This window comes from Actinokineospora baliensis (genome assembly GCF_016907695.1).
GTDB lineage: Bacteria > Actinomycetota > Actinomycetes > Mycobacteriales > Pseudonocardiaceae > Actinokineospora > Actinokineospora baliensis.
The window spans coordinates 4,032,465-4,049,318 of the sequence record NZ_JAFBCK010000001.1; the positions used below are offsets into that span (position 1 = coordinate 4,032,465).

General features: G+C 71.3%; 16 protein-coding genes. 12 read left to right on the forward strand and 4 right to left on the reverse strand.

Going from position 1 to position 16,854, the window contains the following annotated elements:
* Positions 1-71: 71 nt before the first annotated feature.
* Positions 72-1,049, reverse strand: coding sequence for a GDP-L-fucose synthase family protein (locus tag JOD54_RS18740; protein ID WP_239573430.1), 978 nt, complete (start codon positions 1,047-1,049; stop codon positions 72-74).
* Between JOD54_RS18740 and JOD54_RS34260 the strand changes: the two genes are divergently transcribed.
* Together JOD54_RS34260 and surE are read left to right on the forward strand one after the other, a co-directional pair.
* Positions 1,048-1,203 (forward strand): hypothetical protein, encoded by a 156-nt coding sequence (locus JOD54_RS34260; RefSeq protein ID WP_239573431.1) that lies wholly within the window; start codon positions 1,048-1,050, stop codon positions 1,201-1,203. The two genes, JOD54_RS18740 and JOD54_RS34260, sit on opposite strands and share 2 nt — an antisense overlap.
* A gap of 257 nt (positions 1,204-1,460) precedes the next feature.
* Positions 1,461-2,231, forward strand: a complete 771-nt coding sequence (gene surE / locus JOD54_RS18745) for a 5'/3'-nucleotidase SurE (RefSeq protein WP_204451771.1) — start codon at positions 1,461-1,463, stop codon at positions 2,229-2,231.
* Positions 2,232-2,250: 19 nt separating this feature from the next.
* Here the strand turns inward: surE and JOD54_RS18750 are convergent, their stop codons facing one another.
* From JOD54_RS18750 to JOD54_RS18760, 3 genes are all read right to left on the reverse strand, one after another.
* A complete protein-coding gene (locus tag JOD54_RS18750; protein ID WP_204451772.1) occupies positions 2,251-2,622 on the reverse strand; it encodes an STAS domain-containing protein in 372 nt (123 codons plus the stop codon).
* Positions 2,623-2,749: 127 nt separating this feature from the next.
* Positions 2,750-3,718, reverse strand: a complete 969-nt coding sequence (locus JOD54_RS18755) for a helix-turn-helix transcriptional regulator (RefSeq protein ID WP_204451773.1) — start codon at positions 3,716-3,718, stop codon at positions 2,750-2,752.
* Positions 3,719-3,988: 270 nt separating this feature from the next.
* The gene (locus tag JOD54_RS18760) at positions 3,989-5,068 is read right to left on the reverse strand and encodes a PucR family transcriptional regulator (protein ID WP_204451774.1); all 1,080 of its coding nucleotides are present in this window, start codon (positions 5,066-5,068) and stop codon (positions 3,989-3,991) included.
* A 262-nt stretch (positions 5,069-5,330) separates the two neighbouring features.
* Between JOD54_RS18760 and JOD54_RS18765 the strand changes: the two genes are divergently transcribed.
* The 10 genes from JOD54_RS18765 to JOD54_RS18810 all read left to right on the forward strand — a co-directional run bounded on the left by JOD54_RS18765 (position 5,331) and on the right by JOD54_RS18810 (position 16,157).
* A complete protein-coding gene (locus JOD54_RS18765) occupies positions 5,331-6,425 on the forward strand; it encodes a hypothetical protein (RefSeq protein WP_204451775.1) in 1,095 nt (364 codons plus the stop codon).
* Between the two features lie 9 nt (positions 6,426-6,434).
* The gene (locus JOD54_RS18770) at positions 6,435-7,448 is read left to right on the forward strand and encodes an ABC transporter ATP-binding protein (protein WP_204451776.1); all 1,014 of its coding nucleotides are present in this window, start codon (positions 6,435-6,437) and stop codon (positions 7,446-7,448) included.
* A gap of 793 nt (positions 7,449-8,241) precedes the next feature.
* Entirely contained in the window at positions 8,242-9,021 is a 780-nt protein-coding gene (locus tag JOD54_RS18775) for an MlaE family ABC transporter permease (protein ID WP_204451777.1), read from the forward strand.
* A complete protein-coding gene (locus JOD54_RS18780) occupies positions 9,021-9,830 on the forward strand; it encodes an MlaE family ABC transporter permease (RefSeq protein WP_204451778.1) in 810 nt (269 codons plus the stop codon). Before JOD54_RS18775 ends, JOD54_RS18780 begins: the two co-directional genes overlap by 1 nt.
* Positions 9,827-11,026, forward strand: a complete 1,200-nt coding sequence (locus tag JOD54_RS18785) for an MCE family protein (RefSeq protein WP_204451779.1) — start codon at positions 9,827-9,829, stop codon at positions 11,024-11,026. Before JOD54_RS18780 ends, JOD54_RS18785 begins: the two co-directional genes overlap by 4 nt.
* Complete coding sequence (locus tag JOD54_RS18790) at positions 11,023-12,045, forward strand: MCE family protein (protein ID WP_204451780.1); 1,023 nt, start codon at positions 11,023-11,025, stop codon at positions 12,043-12,045. Before JOD54_RS18785 ends, JOD54_RS18790 begins: the two co-directional genes overlap by 4 nt.
* Entirely contained in the window at positions 12,042-13,034 is a 993-nt protein-coding gene (locus JOD54_RS18795) for an MCE family protein (protein ID WP_307860160.1), read from the forward strand. The genes JOD54_RS18790 and JOD54_RS18795 overlap by 4 nt, the downstream gene beginning before the upstream one ends.
* A complete protein-coding gene (locus tag JOD54_RS18800) occupies positions 13,034-14,005 on the forward strand; it encodes an MCE family protein (RefSeq protein ID WP_204451781.1) in 972 nt (323 codons plus the stop codon). Before JOD54_RS18795 ends, JOD54_RS18800 begins: the two co-directional genes overlap by 1 nt.
* Positions 14,002-14,970, forward strand: a complete 969-nt coding sequence (locus JOD54_RS18805) for an MCE family protein (protein ID WP_204451782.1) — start codon at positions 14,002-14,004, stop codon at positions 14,968-14,970. Before JOD54_RS18800 ends, JOD54_RS18805 begins: the two co-directional genes overlap by 4 nt.
* Entirely contained in the window at positions 14,970-16,157 is a 1,188-nt protein-coding gene (locus JOD54_RS18810) for an MCE family protein (protein WP_204451783.1), read from the forward strand. The genes JOD54_RS18805 and JOD54_RS18810 overlap by 1 nt, the downstream gene beginning before the upstream one ends.
* Positions 16,158-16,854 lie beyond the last annotated feature (697 nt).

Consider the following 16,854-nt stretch of genomic DNA (forward strand, 5'->3'; position numbering starts at 1 on the left):
GGCGGCCGGTGGCACAACCGCCGATCCCGCCCCTCGAGACCCCGGACCGTCCACACAGGAGCGAGCGCGGGTCAGCCGACCATCTCGTGGCCGCGCACGGCCTCGCGCTGGCGGGGCAGCGCGGTGTTGTCGAGGTACCACTCGTAGGTGGCCGCGATGCCCGCCCGCAGCCGGGTCCTGGGCTCCCAGCCCAGGCCGGTCATGGTGCGGATGTCGAGCACCCGGCGCGGCGCCCCGTCCGGGGCGGCGGGGTCGAACTCGATCGCGCCGGTGTAGCCGATGGTCTCCGCCAGCATCTTCGCCAGGTCCGCGGTGCTGATGTCGCGGCCGGTGCCGATGTTGACCGGGGTCGGGTCGTCGTACTGCTCCAGCAGCGCCACGCACGCCTCGGCGAGGTCGTCGACGTGCAGGAACTCCCGGCGCGGGGTGCCGCTGCCCGGCACGGTCACCGACGGCGCCCCGATCTGGGCGGCCTCGTGGACCGCGCGCATGAGCCCGGCGAGCCCGTGCGGGGCGTGGAAGTCGTCGCCGGGCCCGTAGAGGTTGGTCGGCAACGCGCTGATCCACGCCAGCCCGTCCTGCTCGCGCACCGCCCGCACCTGCGCCAGCCCGGCGATCTTGGCGATGGCGTAGAACTCGGTCGCGGGTTCCAGCGGGCCGCTCATCAGCGAGGACTCCCGGATCGGCTGCCGGGATTCCCTGGGGTACAGGCACGCCGAGGCCAGGAACAGCAGCCTGGGCACCGCGACCACGCGGGCCGCGTCGAGCACCGAGGTCTGGATGCGCAGGTTGTCCGACAGCACGTCGGCAGGCCCGCCCGCCCCGCCGCGGCCGCCGCGCTCGGCCGCCAGCACGACCACGTCCGGGCGGTGCTCGGCCAGCCAGGCGCCCGCCGCCGCCCGGTCCCGCAGGTCCACTTCGGACGACGTGGCCAGCACCAGGTTCTCGTGGCCAGCCGCGCGCAACCGCCTGCACAGCGCCGACCCGGCCAGGCCGCGGTGGCCCGCGACGAGGATCCGGCTCGCCGGGGTGAGCTGCGGAGCACGCATGGGCAGTCCCTCCGTCCTGTGGCCTGCCGGTCCCCGGGGTCCGCCTGTCCCGGTGATCACCGGCGGTCCCGGCCAGGATGGCATCCACCAGCCCGCCGCGCCGCTGCCCGCCCCGGCGCGGGTGGCCGGTGGCGGGCCGGGGCTCGCCCGGTAGACCACAGCCAGTGGCATATGGCCGGGTTTGGGCCCTCTGGCATCACCCATCACGTGGGGATGCGACGCCGTGGTGATCACGCGCTGTCGGTCTCGACCCGGTGCCGTGCGGGCGTTACCCCTCGATCGGGGTCATATTCGAGTGGGGTTTCGCACCGGCATCTGACCCGCCGCGTCGTCGTCGCACCCGCGGTCTGTGCCAACCTGGATCGCGAGCCCCGCGCCCGGCGCGGGTGGGAGCACCCGGGAAGGGGCGGCATGGCCGAGACAGCCCTGGTCACCAACGACGACGGCATCGACTCACCGGGGCTGCACGCCCTGGCGCGGGCCGCCGTGCGCGCGGGCCTGGCGGTCACCGTCGCCGCCCCGGCGGCCGAGGCCAGCGGCACCGGCGCCGGTCTGACCGCCACCGAGGACCACCGCCACCTGGTCGTCGAGCCGAGGGACCTGCCCGGCGTGCCCACCCCCGCCCTCGCCGTCTCGGCCCACCCGGGCCTGATCGCCCTGGTCGGCTGCAACGGCGGCTTCGGCCCCAGCCCCGACCTGGTCATCTCCGGCATCAACCGCGGCGCCAACACCGGCCGCTCCGTCCTGCACTCGGGCACCGTCGGCGCCGCCCTCACCGCGGCCGTCGTCGGTATCAGCGCCCTGGCCTTCTCCCTCGACATCCCCCTCGACGAGTCGGCGGCGGCGCACTGGGAGACCGTGGAAGCGGTGTTCCCCGAAGTCCTGGCCGCCCTCCGAGACTTCCCCCCAGGCACAGTCCTCAACGTCAACGTCCCCAACGTGCCCCCCGACCAGCTCAAACCGATCCGGTGGGCCCGCCTGGCCGAGTTCGGCTGGGTCACCAACGCCGTCCACCGCCTCGAAGACGGCCGAGTGGAACTGACCACGGTGAAGGTCGAGGAGAAACCCGCCGAAGGTACCGACGGAGCCCTCCTCACCGCAGGCCACGTCACGGTGACAGCCCTGAGTTCAGTCTCCGAAGACCCCACCGTCCACGGCCACCCCACCTACTGGTCCAGCTGACGACTTCCCGCAGTTGACCTCAGCGGCGCCGCTGCTGCGGGATCCGCACGCTGGCCGCCGCCAAGGCGTCCGCGACGGTCGCGTAGGGGGCTATCTCGCCCAGTAGCCGGGTTACTTCCATTGCCCTCAGCACCGGCGCGGCGCAGCAGGCGACGGCCACCTCACCGCCAGCGGTGCGGGCTTGGTGCTGGGCCTGGGTCAGCATGGCCAGGCCGCACGCGCCGACGAAACCGACGTGGGTCAGGTCGACCACCAGCAGGCGGGGTCGGCGGGCGAGGCGGACGGTGAGGGCGGCGGCGATGGTGGGGCGGGTCGCGAGGTCGATGTCGCCGCGGAGGCGCAGGACGGGGATGTCGCGGGCGGTCATCCGGTCGTGGCTGATCGAGATCATGTGTGGCGCTCCCTGTGTCGGGGCGGCCACGAGGAAAATGAAGTCCGAGTTCGCGTTGCTACCCGAAGCGCATCTCCGACGCAGCGTCACCTTGCGGTCGGGTCACCACCCACGCTACGCCCCGGGTCTACAGCCAGCCCCGGCGCGCGGCGAGCAGGCCCGCTTGGAACCGCGTGTCGGCGCCCAGCGTGGTCATCATCTCGCCGATGCGGCGGACCACCGTGCGCTGGGCGACCCCCAGTGCCCTGGCGATCGCCTGGTCCTTGAGCCCGGCGGCCATCAGCGAGAGCACCTGCCGGTCGCGTTCGGAGAGGGTGGCGGCACGTTCGGCGCTGCCACCGAGGACGGGCGCGGCTTGGTCCCAGAGCGCCTCGAAGCACACCACCAGGCCCTCGACCAGGGGCGCGGCGTGCACGAGCAGCCGGGTCCTGGTTTCGGCGGAGGCGAACGAGACCGGCATCAGCGCCACCCGGCGGTCGACGATCATCATCTTCATCGGGGCCGAGGCGAGGGTCCTGGCCTGCTCGCCCGCCTCGATGCAGGCCATCATCTGCTCGTAGTGGCCGGGCAGCGCCAGCGCCGGACCGTGGTAGAGCGACCGGTACCGCACCCCCCGGCTCAGGGAGACCAGCTCCTGGTCGTTCTGCACCGGTGTGCCGTGCAGGTACGGCGGCGCGTCGATGATCAGCACCTCTTCGCGGGCGCCGAGCTGCAGCTGGGCCAGCCGGTGCTGGATCGCGTCGTTGCCCTCCAGGATCTCCACCAGGCTCGACTCGGCGGAGGTGGGCGTCTCGCGCAGCCGCAGCGCCAGTTCGCGGGCGGCGGCGCGCAGCCCCTCGAGTTCCTGCTGCCTGCGCGACACCAGCGCCTCGATCGAGACCTCCGGCGGCGCCACCACGTACCGCATGGGCCGCGCGAGCAGGGTGGACACCAGCCCGGCCGCGGTGAGGTTGCGCAGTGCGCGGCGGACCGCGGGCAGCGGCAGCTCGGCCGAGTCGGCGATGTCCTGGGCGGTGCCGCGCGGCGTGGTGGCCAGCGCGAGGTACACGGCGTTGTCCGTCTCGCTGAGGCCGACCGGCCCTAACAGGTGCGCCATGGCGGAACTCTAGTCGCGCGCGCCGCGCCATCACAGCCCCTCGTGGTGGGTCCTGTGAAAATCCACCGGTGTCCTGATCACGCCGTTGTCCTGTTGCGCCCTCGTTCCCCGGCGGCGCGCGGGGCAGGCTGGGTGAGCGCGATCAACCTCCTCGAAATTCCTGCTGAAAGGCCCGCCATGTCCCACGCGATCCGACGCACCCGCCGCCCTGCGCGGGCTTTCGCGTCAGCGTGATCCTGAGCTGGGCCACCCACGCCCGGGTGGTCCAGCTCAGCGGGGACCGGCCAGCGCCTGACCGCGCAACGCGAGTTCCAGCGCCAGCCGCCGGGGCGGGTCGACCAGGTCGGCGCCCAGCAGCCCGGTCAGCTGCCGCACCCGGTAGCGCACGGTCTGCGGGTGCACGTCCAGGTGGGCCGCGATCTCGTTGACACCCTGGGTTCGCAGCCACACCCGCAGCGTCGCGATGAGCCGGTCCCGCTGCTTCGGCGGGAGTGACGCCAGCGGCTCCAGGGCCCGGTCGGTCAGCCTGGCAAGGAGGAACTCGTCCGAGGTCAGCAGCAGCGCGGCCAGGTGGTCGGCACAACGCAGCACACCAGTACCGGGCAGGACACCCCTGGCGACCAGCTCCACCGCGCGCCGCGCGATCAGCAGCGACTCGCGGGCTCGCGCGGGCGGCACCGGCGGCCCGACGACAACCAGCCCCGCCAGGTCCGGCGGTACGCGGTCTGCGGGCACCAGCAGGCACGGGTTGTCCGGGTCGACGAGCCCAACTGTGTCGACGTCTTGTGCGTGCTCCAGCAGCACGACGCTGACCTCCTCGGGCACCGGCCACTCGGCGGCGGCCGCCAGGTCGACGAGCTCGGCCGGGGTCGCCTCGCCCGCCAGCAGGAGGTGCAACAACCGGCGCCTGCGCTCGCGGAGCACGTCGTCGGCCTGATCGCGGGCCGCGGCGTACCCGGCCCGCGCGGTCGCGCACAGGTCATCGACGTGCGCGAACACCAGATCGGCTAGGTCGAGCAGCACCTCGGTGGACACCCCGCCGTCGCGGCCGAGTTCGCTGAGCCGCCGCCACAGGACGCGCGCACCGACCCGCACCGCGGTCTGCAGCGCGTCCAGGGATCGCCCCTTCGCGTACTCGACCCGGCCCGCGTACCGCAACGCCGCAGTCGGGTCACCGCCCGGTCGGAGCGCCGCCGTGACCGCCGCGACCAGCACCCGGCTGCCCGCGTACTCCGGCACCGCCGCCTTGATCTCCGCGACGACCTCGGCGACCAGGTCGGTCCGCCGCAACCGGGCGACCAGCTCCACCGGCACCGCCGCCCACAGGCCCGTCTGCCGCTGCCCGGTCATGGCCGCTCCCTCCCGAAGCCCGGCGGGTGTTGCTCGGCCGACGATAAATATCCGGTGTCGCGGGTGTCAACGATCTCCCGGGGACAAACCCGAATGCCGTTCTTGCGCGCCGCGTGACAATTCTGCGGGGCGGCGCGACATGTCGTTGTCGCCGAAGTGACCCGCTGGTAACGTCGCCATTGCTGACGCGAAAAGCGTTGCGGTGCAACAGTTTCGGCATTCTGGTGAATGGGGCCCGATGGGTTTCTCCTGTCCTTCCCGAGTGACGCTCGGGGTCGCGGCCGCCCTGCTGGCCGCCGGTGCGGGCGTCGTGGCGGTGGACGCGCAAGAGCGCGCCGCGGCGCCCGGCACCTTCGGGTGCGCGCTGCCGGGCGGGGAGTACGTCGACGTCCCGGTGGAGTTCGGTCTCACGGTGCCCGAGGCGGCCCCGGTCGGCACCCCGGTCACCGTGACCCCCTCCGCGCGCCTCGTCCTGCCCGCGACTCTCCGCTCCTATGGGTCCACAGTGGAGGGATTGGTCGCCGCTGAGATCGTTGTGCGGCAGGAGAAAACGTCGGAGGAGCTTGACATCGCGGCTGCTGAGTTGCCCGCTGCGGGTGACTTGACTGTCACGGCGGCCAGTGAGGGCGTCGAAGTGACGCCGGAGCAGGGCAAGGCACAGGTTCGGCTCACCGGTCTGACGGCCTCGCTGCGCGTCGGTCAGACCACGATCTCGTGCACCGCCAACGCGGTGGAGGGCGCTCTGGGGTCGGTCGACATCACTCCAGCCGCCGTGGCCGACTTGCCGCCCGGGTTGCCGTACAACTTCGACCTGACCGTCACCACCCGCCTGGCCAAGCTCAAGTCGGATGTGGTCATCGGCCCGGGGACGTTCAGTTCGGTCATCGGCTTCCTCCCTGGCCCGGACGGCCGCTTGCCGCTCACCGGCGACCTGTCGCTGCCGCCCGCGAAGGCGTACCTGGTGGTGTTCCGGTTCATGCCGGTCACCAACACCATCACGCTCACCCCGGTCGGCCAGGCCACCGGCAGCGCGGTGCTCACCATCGACGGCACCCCGAACGCCAACGCCGACATCGACGTCGTCCTGCGCGTGGACCTGCGGGTGTCGGAGGTCTTCCAGGACGGCGTGCCGCTGGCCGTCGGCGACGCCTGCCACACCGCGACCCCGATCGACATCCGGCTCAGGGGCAAGGTGCTGGTGGTGCCCGGCTCGGTCAGCACGCTCACCAGCGTGATCACCATCCCGCCGTTCACCGGCTGCGGCACCACCGAGGACCTCGACCCGCTGATCACCGGTCTGGTCTCCGGCCCGGGCAACCCGCTCACCAACCGGCTCGTCACCCGGCCGCCGGTCTAGGGGGCCGCGATGGGCGTCGAGGTGGTGGTGGAGGGCCTGGGCAAGTCGTTCGGCACCCAGGCCATCTGGCGGGACGTCACGCTGACCCTGCCCGCCGGGGAGGTCAGCGTCCTGTTGGGACCGTCAGGCACCGGCAAGTCGGTGTTCCTCAAGTGCTTGATCGGCCTGCTGCGCCCGGAACGCGGCCGGGTGCTGATCAACGGCGTCGACCTGTGCTCCTGCGCCGAACGCGACACCTACGAGATCCGCAAGCTCTTCGGCGTGCTGTTCCAGGACGGCGCCCTGTTCGGCTCGATGTCGGTCTACGACAACATCGCCTTCCCGCTGCGCGAGCACACCCGCAAGAGCGAGAAGGAGGTGCGCGCCATCGTCATGTCCACAATGGACAAGGTCGGCATGCGCGGCGCCGAGCACAAACTCCCCGCCGAGATCTCCGGCGGCATGCGCAAGCGCGCAGGCCTGGCCCGCGCCCTGGTCCTCGACCCCCACATCATCCTGTGCGACGAGCCAGACTCCGGCCTCGACCCGGTCCGCACCGCCCTGCTCAGCCAACTGCTCATCGACCTCAACGCCCAAACCGACGCCACCATCCTGATCGTCACCCACAACACCACGGTGGCGCGCACCGTGCCGGACAACCTGGGCATGCTCTTCCGCAAGGAGTTGGTGGTGTTCGGCCCCCGAGAACTCCTCCTCACGACCGACATCCCCGTGGTGTCCCAATTCCTCAACGGCCACAAAGAAGGCCCCATCGGCATGTCCGAGGAGAACGACACCCCCGACGCAGGCCCAACCACCCACTCAGGCCCTCACGAGATCACCCCCCAACTACCCCCCACCCCCGGCCTCCCACCCCGCGCCGCCGTCCGCCGACGCAAGCTCCGCCTCCTGCGCACCCTCGACACCCTCCCCGCCCACACCCGCACCGCCACCCTCGCCACCATGACCCCCGAAGACCTCGACCACTACGAAACCTGGCGCCGCCGCACCTCCGCCATCCCCTTCGCAGGCGGCCCCCAATGACCTCGCCCCGCCACATCCACGCCGCGCGCGTGCTCTCGCCGACCACTCTTAGCAGAGTCGCCGCTGTCCACCTGCCGCCCCATCGCAGCCATCCAGTTCGCCGGTGGCCCTCGATGACTCCGCCTCGCTCCCACTGCGCCGAGGCCCACCTGCTGCTGCGCCTCGGCCATTCCACAGACCGGCGGCGCTCGATGCCCCAGCCCCGCCGCCACCCCATCCACGCCGCACGCATGCCACTGCGGAACACCGTGGTCCCGGGCGCTGTGGTGGTTGGTCTCGCCGTTCCCCACCTGGTGCCGCCGCACCTCGGCCATCCCGATCACCGGCGGTTCCCGGTGACTTCGCCTTGCCGCCACCGCACCGCGCGCGTTCTATCGCCGAACGCCGTGGTCAGCCGCGCCGTTCCCCTACTGCCGTCGCGCCATCGCCCTCCACACCCCTCGACGATCCCACCTTCCGCCCGCCTCCGACGCCGCGCCGGCACACTCCCACGTCCGCGAGTCCCTGCTCCTAGCCCGAGTCATCGCACCCGGCGGCCCCCTATGACCCCGCCCCGCCAGCACCGCGCCGCGCGCGTGCTCTCGCCGCCCACCCTGATCGGTCTCGTCGCCGCGCACCTGCCGCCGCACCTCAGCCATCCCCATCACCGGCGGCCCCCGATGACCCCACTCCGCCACATCCACGTCGCACGCTTGCCACTTCGGCGCACCCCATCCACCGCCCACCTCCGGCACCACATCCCGCCCGCACACCTCAGCGACAGCGAGCCCCGACACCTCCCCGGCGGCCCCCGATGAGCGCCCCCCTCCGCGCCGCAACCGGGGTGTTGCGGGAACTCGGCGGTCTCTTCGCGCTGGGGCTCGATGTCGTGGTGGGGATGGCGCGGCCGGTGCGGTGGGGGGAGGTGGTGCGGCAGTTCTGGTTCATCGCCAGTGTGTCGATCTTGCCCGCGGCGTTGGTCGCGATCCCGTTCGGGGCGGTGATCACGTTGCAGTTGGGGTCGTTGACCGCGCAGATCGGGGCTGAGTCCTTCAACGGGGCGGCCAGCGTGCTCGCTGTGATCCAGCAGGCGAGTCCGATCGTCACCACGCTGGTCGTCGCGGGGGCGGGGGGTTCGGCGATCTGCGCGGACCTCGGGTCGCGGACCATCCGCGAGGAGATCGACGCGATGCGGGTGTTGGGGGTGTCGCCGGTTCAGCGGTTGGTGGTGCCGAGGGTGGTGGCGGCGATGGCGGTGGCCGCCCTGCTCAACGGGATGGTCAGCGTGGTCGGGGTGTGCGGCGGCTACTTCTTCACCGTCGTCGTCCAGGACGGGACGCCGGGGGCGTTCCTGTCCAGCTTCTCCGCCCTCGCCCAGTTGCCGGACCTCTGGGTGGCCGAGTTCAAGGCGTTGCTCTTCGGGTTCCTCGCCGGGCTCGTCGCCGCTTACCGGGGGCTCAACCCGCGCGGCGGCCCGAAGGGCGTCGGCGACGTGGTCAACCAGTCCGTGGTCATCACCTTCCTGCTGCTGTTCTTCGTGAACTTCGTGATCAGCGTGGTGTACCTGCGAATCGTCCCGGCGAAGGGGGCCTGATGATCACGCGCACCGCGGGCGCGCTGGAGCGCCTCGGCGAGCAGTTGCGGTTCTCCCTGCGCGCTCTCGCCTGGATCCCGTTCGCCCTCACCCGCTACTCCCGCGAGGTCGTCCGCCTGCTGGCCGAGGTCAGTTTCGGCAGCGGTGCCCTCGCGGTGATCGGCGGCACGATCGGGGTCATGGTGGGTCTCAGCGTCTTCACCGGCACCGTCGTCGGCCTGCAGGGGTTCGCCGCGCTCAACCAGATCGGCACCTCCGCGTTCGCCGGGTTCCTCTCCGCGTACTTCAACACCCGCGAGATCGCCCCGCTGGTCGCCGGGCTCGCCCTGTCGTCGACCGTCGGGTCCGGGTTCACCGCCCAGCTCGGCGCGATGCGCATCTCCGAGGAGATCGACGCGCTGGAGGTGATGGCGGTGCGGTCCATGCCGTACCTGGTGACCACCCGGATCGTCGCCGGGTTCGCCGCGATCATCCCGCTCTACGTCGTCGGCCTGCTGACCTCCTACCTCGCCGCCCGCGTCACCACCGTCGGCGTCTACGGCCAGTCGGCGGGCACCTACGACCACTACTTCTCGCTGTTCCTGCCACCGGAGGACGTCATCTGGTCGTTCGTGAAGGTGCTCGTGTTCAGCGTCGCGATCATCCTCACCCACTGCTTCTACGGCTACCGCGCTTCCGGGGGCCCGGCGGGTGTCGGGGTCGCCGTCGGCCGGTCGGTGCGGACCGCGATCGTCGTGGTGTCCATTATGGACTTCTTTCTCAGCCTCGCGATCTGGGGCGCTTCAACGACTGTGCGGGTGGCCGGATGAGCCGCCTGCGCGACCAGGCGCTCGGACTGGTCTTCCTCCTGCTGCTCGGCGCGCTGGGCTGGCTCGCCGTGGCCGTCTACGCCAAGGAGTTCACCTCCGCCGCCGTGGTGACGTTGCGCGCCGACCGGGTCGGCAACCAGCTCAGGGTCAACGCCGACGTCAAGGTGCGCGGTGTGATCGTCGGCAGCGTCCGGGCGGTCAGCACCACCGGTGACGGCGTGTCCGTCGAGTTGGCCATCGATCCCGACCGGCTCGGCCAGCTCCCCAGCAACTCGACCGCTCGGCTGCTGCCCAAGACCCTGTTCGGCCAGCGCTACGTCAGCCTGGTCCTGCCCGACGAGCCCGCCCGCCCCCTCGCCGACGGCGATGTCATCCGCCAGGACACCACGACGCGCGCCATCGAGGTCGAGAAGGCGCTGCGCGACTTGATGCCCGTGCTGCAAGCCGTCGCGCCGCACAAGCTCTCCAGCACGCTCGGTGCCCTCTCGCAGGCGCTGGAGGGCAGGGGCAAGTCGCTGGGGGAGACCCTGGTCGGCCTCAACTCCTACCTCGACCAGCTCAACCCGAGCCTGCCGAAGATCCAGGCCGACATCACCGCGCTCGCCGACACGTTCGCCGTCTACGAGACCGCCGGACCCGACATCGTCGACGCCTTGGCCGGGTTGACCGTCACCACAAAGACTTTCGCTGAGCAGAAGGACAACGTCGCCGCCCTCTTCGACACCATGACCGACACCGCCGCCGACCTCGAAGGCTTCGTGACGGCCAACCGCGCCACCCTGATCGGCCTGTCCGCCGCCAGCCGCCCCACCCTGGAACTGCTGGCCCGCTACTCACCCGAGTTCCCCTGCCTCACCCAGGCCGCCGTCGCCCTCAGGCCGCGCGTCGACACCGTGCTCGGCAAGGGCACCAACGAACCGGGCCTGCACGTCAAGCTCACAGTCAAGCCCGGTCGCGGCGCCTACCAGCCCGGCCGCGACAAACCCGCCTTCACCGCGACCGGCGGCCCCCGCTGCTACCCGGCGGGCCTCAGCCAGGGCAGCGTGATCCCGGCCGTGGCGAACTCGCCGCAGGAAGGCCGGTTCATCGCCGAGTTGCTTGCCCCGGTGGAAGGCGTCACCCCGGCTGAGATGGGTGATTGGGGTGGCCTGCTCGTCGGACCACTGCTGCGCGGCGCGGAGGTGGAGCTCTCATGACCGCGGACCTGCGCGGGCCGCTGCTCAAAGGCGCCGTCTTCACCGTGGTCACGGTCCTGGCGACCCTCCTGCTCGCCGCGACCATCGCCAACCGGGGCACCGGCGACACCGCCGTCTACAAGGCCCGCTTCACCGATGTCACCTCGCTCAACGCGGGTGACGACATCCGCATGGCCGGGGTCCGGGTCGGGCAGGTGCGCGACATCTCGGTGGTGGACCGCCGGTTCAGCGAGGTCGAGTTCGATGTGGACCGCCGCTACGCCCTGGCCCCGTCGATCACCGCCACGGTCCGCTTCCGCAACCTCATCGGCCAGCGCTACATCGCCCTCGACCAGGGCGCGGACTCCGGGAAGCTGGCCGAAGGCAGCACCATCCCGCTCGAGCGCACCAGACCCGCCGTGGACCTGACCGCCATGTTCAACGGGTTCAAGCCGCTCCTGCAAGCGCTTTCGCCCGAGGACGTGAACAAGCTGTCGCTTCAGATCGTCCAAGTCCTGCAGGGCGAGAGCGGCACCGTGGGTGATCTGGTGCGCCACATCGGGTCGCTGACCACCACGCTCGCCGCCAAGGACGACGTGGTCGGTCGAGTGATCGACAACCTCAACACCGTTCTGTCGCAGGTAGATGCCAAAGATGAGCAGCTGTCCACTTTGGTGCTCACCACGCAGCAGCTGGTCAGCGGGCTGGCCAAGGACGCCGCCCCGATCGGTGACGCCATCGACGGCATCGCCGCGCTCACCAACGCCACGGCAGGCCTGCTCGACCAGGGCCGCGAGCCCCTGCGCCGCGATGTCGACGCCCTGGGTTCGTTGTCGAAGTCGTTGGCCGACAACACACCCGAGTTCGAGAAGTTCCTCACCGCACTCCCGGTCAAGTACGAGGCCATCGGGCGGACCGCCTCCTACGGTTCCTGGCTGAACTTCTACCTCTGCTCGGCTACAACCGACGTCGCCCCCGCCCCCGGCCAGGCCCCCGGCGACATCGGGATCCCGATCACCGACGCGAGGTGCCGCCCGTGAAGCCGTTCCAGGAGCGCGACCCGGTCCGGATGGGCCTGGTCGGAGCGCTGACCATGGCGTTGGTCGCCCTGCTGGTGTTCGGCTGGGACCACCTCCCTGCCCTCGGCGGCACCACCTACACCGCCCAGTTCCGCGAGGCGGCGGGCCTCAAACCCGACGACGAGGTCAGGGTCGCCGGGGTGAAGGTCGGCGCGGTCACCAAGGTCGAGCTGACCGGCACCCACGTCACGGTCACCTTCCGCGCCAAAGACGTCTGGCTCGGCGACCAGACCGTGGCCGCCATCAAGATCAAAACCCTGCTCGGGCAGAAGAACCTTGCCCTGGACCCGTTGGGAACCGAGGAACTCGACCCCGACACCCCGATCCCGCTCGAGCGCACGCTCACCGCCTACGACGTCAACGACGCGTTCGCTGACCTGGCCAAGACGACCGGTGAGATCGACACCGATCAGCTCGCCGAGAGCTTCCGGACGCTGTCGCGGACCTTCTCCGCCACCACCCCCGACGACGTCCGCACCGCGCTCGACGGCCTGTCCCGCCTCTCGCGCACCATCGCCGGTCGTGACCAGGAGCTCAAGCGGTTGTTGGCCAGCACCAAGGGGATCAGCAAGACCCTGGCCGACCGCGGCGACCAGTTCCAGGCGCTCATCAACGACGGTGACACGCTGCTCGCCGAGTTCGCCCGCCGCCGCGACGCGATCAGCGCGCTGCTCACCGGCACCAGGGACCTGTCCAAGCAGCTGTCCGGCCTGGTCGCCGACAACCAGCAGCAGCTCGCGCCCGCGCTGCGGCAACTGGAACGCGTCACCGAGGTGTTGCGCCGCAACCAGGACAACCTCGACCGGAGCCTGCGCCTGGCCGGTCCGTTCTACCGGCTCGTCGGCAACGCCGTGGGCAACGGGCACTGGATCGACAGCTACATCTGCGGCCTCATCCCGGTCGCCGACGGGTCCGCGGGCTGCGTCCCGCCCGCACCGGGGGGACGCTGATGCTCCGCCGCACGCTGAAGTTCCTCGCGCTGGGGGCGGTGTCGGTGCTGCTCGTCGTCGTCGGCACCGCCGCGCTGTTCGACACCGGGAAGTACCGCACGGTCACCGCCTACTTCGCCGCCGCCGTGGGCCTCTACCCGGGCTCTGACGTGCGGGTGCTCGGGGTCGCGGTGGGCATCGTAGACGCTGTGGAACCGTTGGGGCCCAACGTCAAGGTCACCATGACCATCGACGCGGGCGCGCCGGTCCCGCCCGGCGCGACCGCGCTGGTCATCACCCCCAGCCTGGTCAGCGACCGCTACGTGCAACTGGCCCCGGTGGCCACCGACGACCGGCGCATCGCCGACGGCGCCGTCATCCCGCAGACCCGCACGGTCGTGCCGGTGGAGCTCGACGAGCTGTTCACCAGCCTCGACCGGCTGACCACCGCCCTGGGCCCGCAGGGCGCCAACGCCGACGGCGCGCTCAGCGACCTGATCCACACCGGCCAGGCGTACCTGGAGGGCAACGGCGCCGACCTGGGGCAGACGATCCGCGATCTCGGCGACCTGGCCCGCACCCTCAACGGCTCCCAGGACGACCTGTTCAGCACCGTCGACGGCCTGTCCAAGTTCACCGCGGTGCTTGCCGCCAACGACGGCCAATTGCGCCGGGTCAACGAGAAGCTGTCCACGGTCACCGGATTCCTCGCCGACGAACGCGCCAACTTCGACGCCGCGCTGCACGAGCTGGCCGGGGCGCTGAGCGTGGTGCAGGGCTTCGTCCGGGACAACCGCGGCCTGGTCAAGTCCAACGTGGACAACCTGATCAGCACGACGAAGGTGTTGGTGGACCAACGGGCATCCCTGGCCGAGGCACTCGACGCCACCCCGCTGGCGCTGTCGAACCTGTTGCGCGCCTACGACCCGGCGACGCGCACGATCGACAGCCGGGCGAACCTGAACGAGTACTCCTTCCCCGGAGGTCGATGATGCGCGCGCTGGTCTTGGTGCTCGTGGCCGTGTTGGCCTCCGGCTGCGGTTCCGGTCTCTACGGTGTCGACCTGCCCGGCGGCGCCGATGTCGGTGACCACCCGTTCCGCGTGACGGCGGTGTTCCGGGACGTGCTCGACCTCGTGCCGCAGTCGGGGGTCAAGGTCGAGGACGTGGCGGTGGGCGAGGTCGAGCGGATCGACCTCGCTCCGGACGGGCGGTCGGCGCTGGTGACGATGGTGGTCAACGGGTCGGTGCGGCTCTCCGGCACCGCGCTGGCCCGGCTGCGGCAGTCGAGCGTGCTGGGGGAGAAGTTCGTCGAGCTCGACGACCCGGCGGAGGAAGCCCGCGAGGGCACCCTGACCGACGGCGCGGTCATCCCGCTGGAGCGCACCAACCGCAACCCGGAGGTCGAGGAGGTCTTCGGGGCGCTCGCGATGCTGCTCAACGGCGGGGGAGTGGCGCAGCTGCGCGACATCACCCGTGAACTCAACGCGGCGCTCGACGGGAACACCGGCGACATCCGCGCACTTCTGTCCACTGTGAACACTTTCACCGCCGGGCTGGACGCGCACCGCACCGAGATCACCCGCGCGCTGGACAGCCTCGACCGGCTGTCCGCGGCGCTGGGGGAGCGGGCGCCGCGGATCGCGGGACTGCTCGACGGGCTCGGGCCGGGCATCCAAGTCCTGGCCGACCAACGCGGTCAGTTCGTCTCGATGCTCACCGCGCTCGACTCGCTGTCGGGGGTCGCCACCGACACCGTGACCAAGGTGCGGGCCGACCTGGTCGCCTCGCTGCGGGCGCTGGAGCCGACGCTGCGGCAGTTGGAGAAGGCCGGGCAGCAGTTGCCGCAGGCCATGGACCTGCTGTTCACCTTCCCCTTCACCGACGCCGCCCTCGACGCGATCAAGGGCGACTACCTCAACGCCCACCTGTCGTTCGACTCCCGCGGCGGCCGCTGATGCTCACGCGCCGGGTGCGGGTCCAGGTGGCCGCGTTCGCCCTCATCGCCCTGGTCGGCGTCAGCTACGTCGGCGCCAGGTACGTGGGCCTCTTCGGTGTCGGCGGCTACGTGGTGAAGGCCAGGCTGGCCGACTCGGGCGGGGTGTTCACCAACGCGGAGGTCACCTACCGCGGCGTCGGCATCGGCCGGGTCGGCGACCTGCACCTGGTCCCCGACGGCGTCGAGGTCGACCTGCACCTGCGCGACGACGCACCGCCGGTCCCCGCCGAGGTCGACGTCGTCGTCGCCAACCGCTCCGCCGTCGGCGAGCAGTACCTGGACCTGCGCCCCCGCCGCGACGGCGAACCCCACCTGCGGGAGGGGTCGGTCATCGCCCGCGCCCACAGCCGCCTCCCGCTGCCGAGCGAAACCGTCCTGCTCAACCTCGACCGCCTCGTCAACTCCGTCCCCGGCGACGAACTGCGCTCCGTGGTCGACGAGCTCTACCTGGCCACCCAGGGCACCGGCCCCAGCCTCCAAGCCCTCCTCGACGCGTCCGCGGCCTTCACCGAGGCCGCCACCGCGCACCTGCCCCAAACCCTGTCCCTGATCACCGACTCCGGCACGGTCTTGACGACCCAGGCGGCCCAGTCCACCGCCATCAAGGACTTCGCCGCCAACACCAAGCTCATCGCCGCCCAACTGACCCACTCCGACGCCGACCTCCGCACCATCCTCACCACCGCCCCGGGCGCCGCCACCGAGATCCGCACCCTCCTCCACGAAACCGGCCCCACCCTGAGCGTCCTGTTCGCCAACCTGCTGACCACCACCAACGTCCTGGCCCCCCGCCAACCCGCCCTGGAACAACTCCTGGTCACCACCCCCCAAGCCCTGGCCGCCGCCCAAGAAACAATCCACCCCGACGGCGCCCACTTCAGCCTGGTCACCACCTACTTCACCCCCACCCCCTGCACCACCGGCTACGAAGCCACCCCCCACCGCAACGGCCTGGACACCACCCCCGCCCCGTGGAACACCAACGCCCACTGCGCCACACCCCCCACCACAGGGAACGTCCGAGGCTCCCAAAACGCCCCCTCCCCCGGCGTCCCCCCAGCCACCCGCCCCGGAACCTTCACCCCCACCGCCGACACCCCCCGCCTGCGCGGCTCCCTGTCCGAACTCCTCTCCCTAACCCCCTAGACGACACTCCACGGACGGAGCGAGCGGACATCCAGACCAGGGCGAGTGATCCAAGGCCGCCAACCGCCTGGCCAAGCCCAGTCGCCCCAAAACCCGGAAGCTCCCCTGCCATCCCCCACCCGACCCCGACGCCTCAAGCAACCACCGCTCCCAGAAACCGCTGGCGCCACCCCAACCCACCGAGTCACCCCGCCTGCCCGCCCACCGCTCCCGGCAGCGGCCGTGCCACCCATCCCACCGGCCCAGCCCACCCAACCTGGCCACCGCTCCCGGAAGCCACTGGTGCCACCCCAGCCCACCGAAGCCGACCCCGCCAGCCCGACCACCGCTCCCCGGAAGCCGCCCACCTACTGCTCGATGGGGCGGACTTGGTTTGTGTGGGGTGGCGGTGCCCGTAGCGTTGTGCGCGGACAGGGCCATGCTTTTCGGCCCCGGCTTTTGCGGTCCTGTCACGGGTAGCGCAGGGGCCCCGCGCAAACCAAGTTCGCCCCATCGAGCACACCCGACCCACCCGAACCGGCCCCGCCAACCCAGCCCGCTGAGTCAGCCCTGCCAGCCCGGCCACTGGACACTCGGAGTCGCTGGTGCCATCTGCTCGATGGGGTGGATCTGTTTTGTGTGGGGGGACGGCAGTCGTAGCGTCGCTTCGCTGCAGGGCCATGCTTTTCGGCCCCTGCTTTGCGGTCCTGCCACGGCT

Bases quoted from the DNA above. Each gene is read 5' to 3' on its own strand.
- JOD54_RS34260 (WP_239573431.1), top strand. From the start codon at position 1,048: ATGGGCAGTCCCTCCGTCCTGTGGCCTGCCGGTCCCCGGGGTCCGCCT.
- JOD54_RS18740 (WP_239573430.1), bottom strand. From the start codon at position 1,049: ATGCGTGCTCCGCAGCTCACCCCGGCGAGCCGGATCCTCGTCGCGGGC.
- surE (WP_204451771.1), top strand. From the start codon at position 1,461: ATGGCCGAGACAGCCCTGGTCACCAACGACGACGGCATCGACTCACCG.
- JOD54_RS18750 (WP_204451772.1), bottom strand. From the start codon at position 2,622: ATGATCTCGATCAGCCACGACCGGATGACCGCCCGCGACATCCCCGTC.
- JOD54_RS18755 (WP_204451773.1), bottom strand. From the start codon at position 3,718: ATGGCGCACCTGTTAGGGCCGGTCGGCCTCAGCGAGACGGACAACGCC.
- JOD54_RS18760 (WP_204451774.1), bottom strand. From the start codon at position 5,068: ATGACCGGGCAGCGGCAGACGGGCCTGTGGGCGGCGGTGCCGGTGGAG.
- JOD54_RS18770 (WP_204451776.1), top strand. From the start codon at position 6,435: ATGGGCGTCGAGGTGGTGGTGGAGGGCCTGGGCAAGTCGTTCGGCACC.
- JOD54_RS18775 (WP_204451777.1), top strand. From the start codon at position 8,242: ATGAGCGCCCCCCTCCGCGCCGCAACCGGGGTGTTGCGGGAACTCGGC.
- JOD54_RS18780 (WP_204451778.1), top strand. From the start codon at position 9,021: ATGATCACGCGCACCGCGGGCGCGCTGGAGCGCCTCGGCGAGCAGTTG.
- JOD54_RS18785 (WP_204451779.1), top strand. From the start codon at position 9,827: ATGAGCCGCCTGCGCGACCAGGCGCTCGGACTGGTCTTCCTCCTGCTG.
- JOD54_RS18790 (WP_204451780.1), top strand. From the start codon at position 11,023: ATGACCGCGGACCTGCGCGGGCCGCTGCTCAAAGGCGCCGTCTTCACC.
- JOD54_RS18800 (WP_204451781.1), top strand. From the start codon at position 13,034: ATGCTCCGCCGCACGCTGAAGTTCCTCGCGCTGGGGGCGGTGTCGGTG.
- JOD54_RS18805 (WP_204451782.1), top strand. From the start codon at position 14,002: ATGATGCGCGCGCTGGTCTTGGTGCTCGTGGCCGTGTTGGCCTCCGGC.
- JOD54_RS18810 (WP_204451783.1), top strand. From the start codon at position 14,970: ATGCTCACGCGCCGGGTGCGGGTCCAGGTGGCCGCGTTCGCCCTCATC.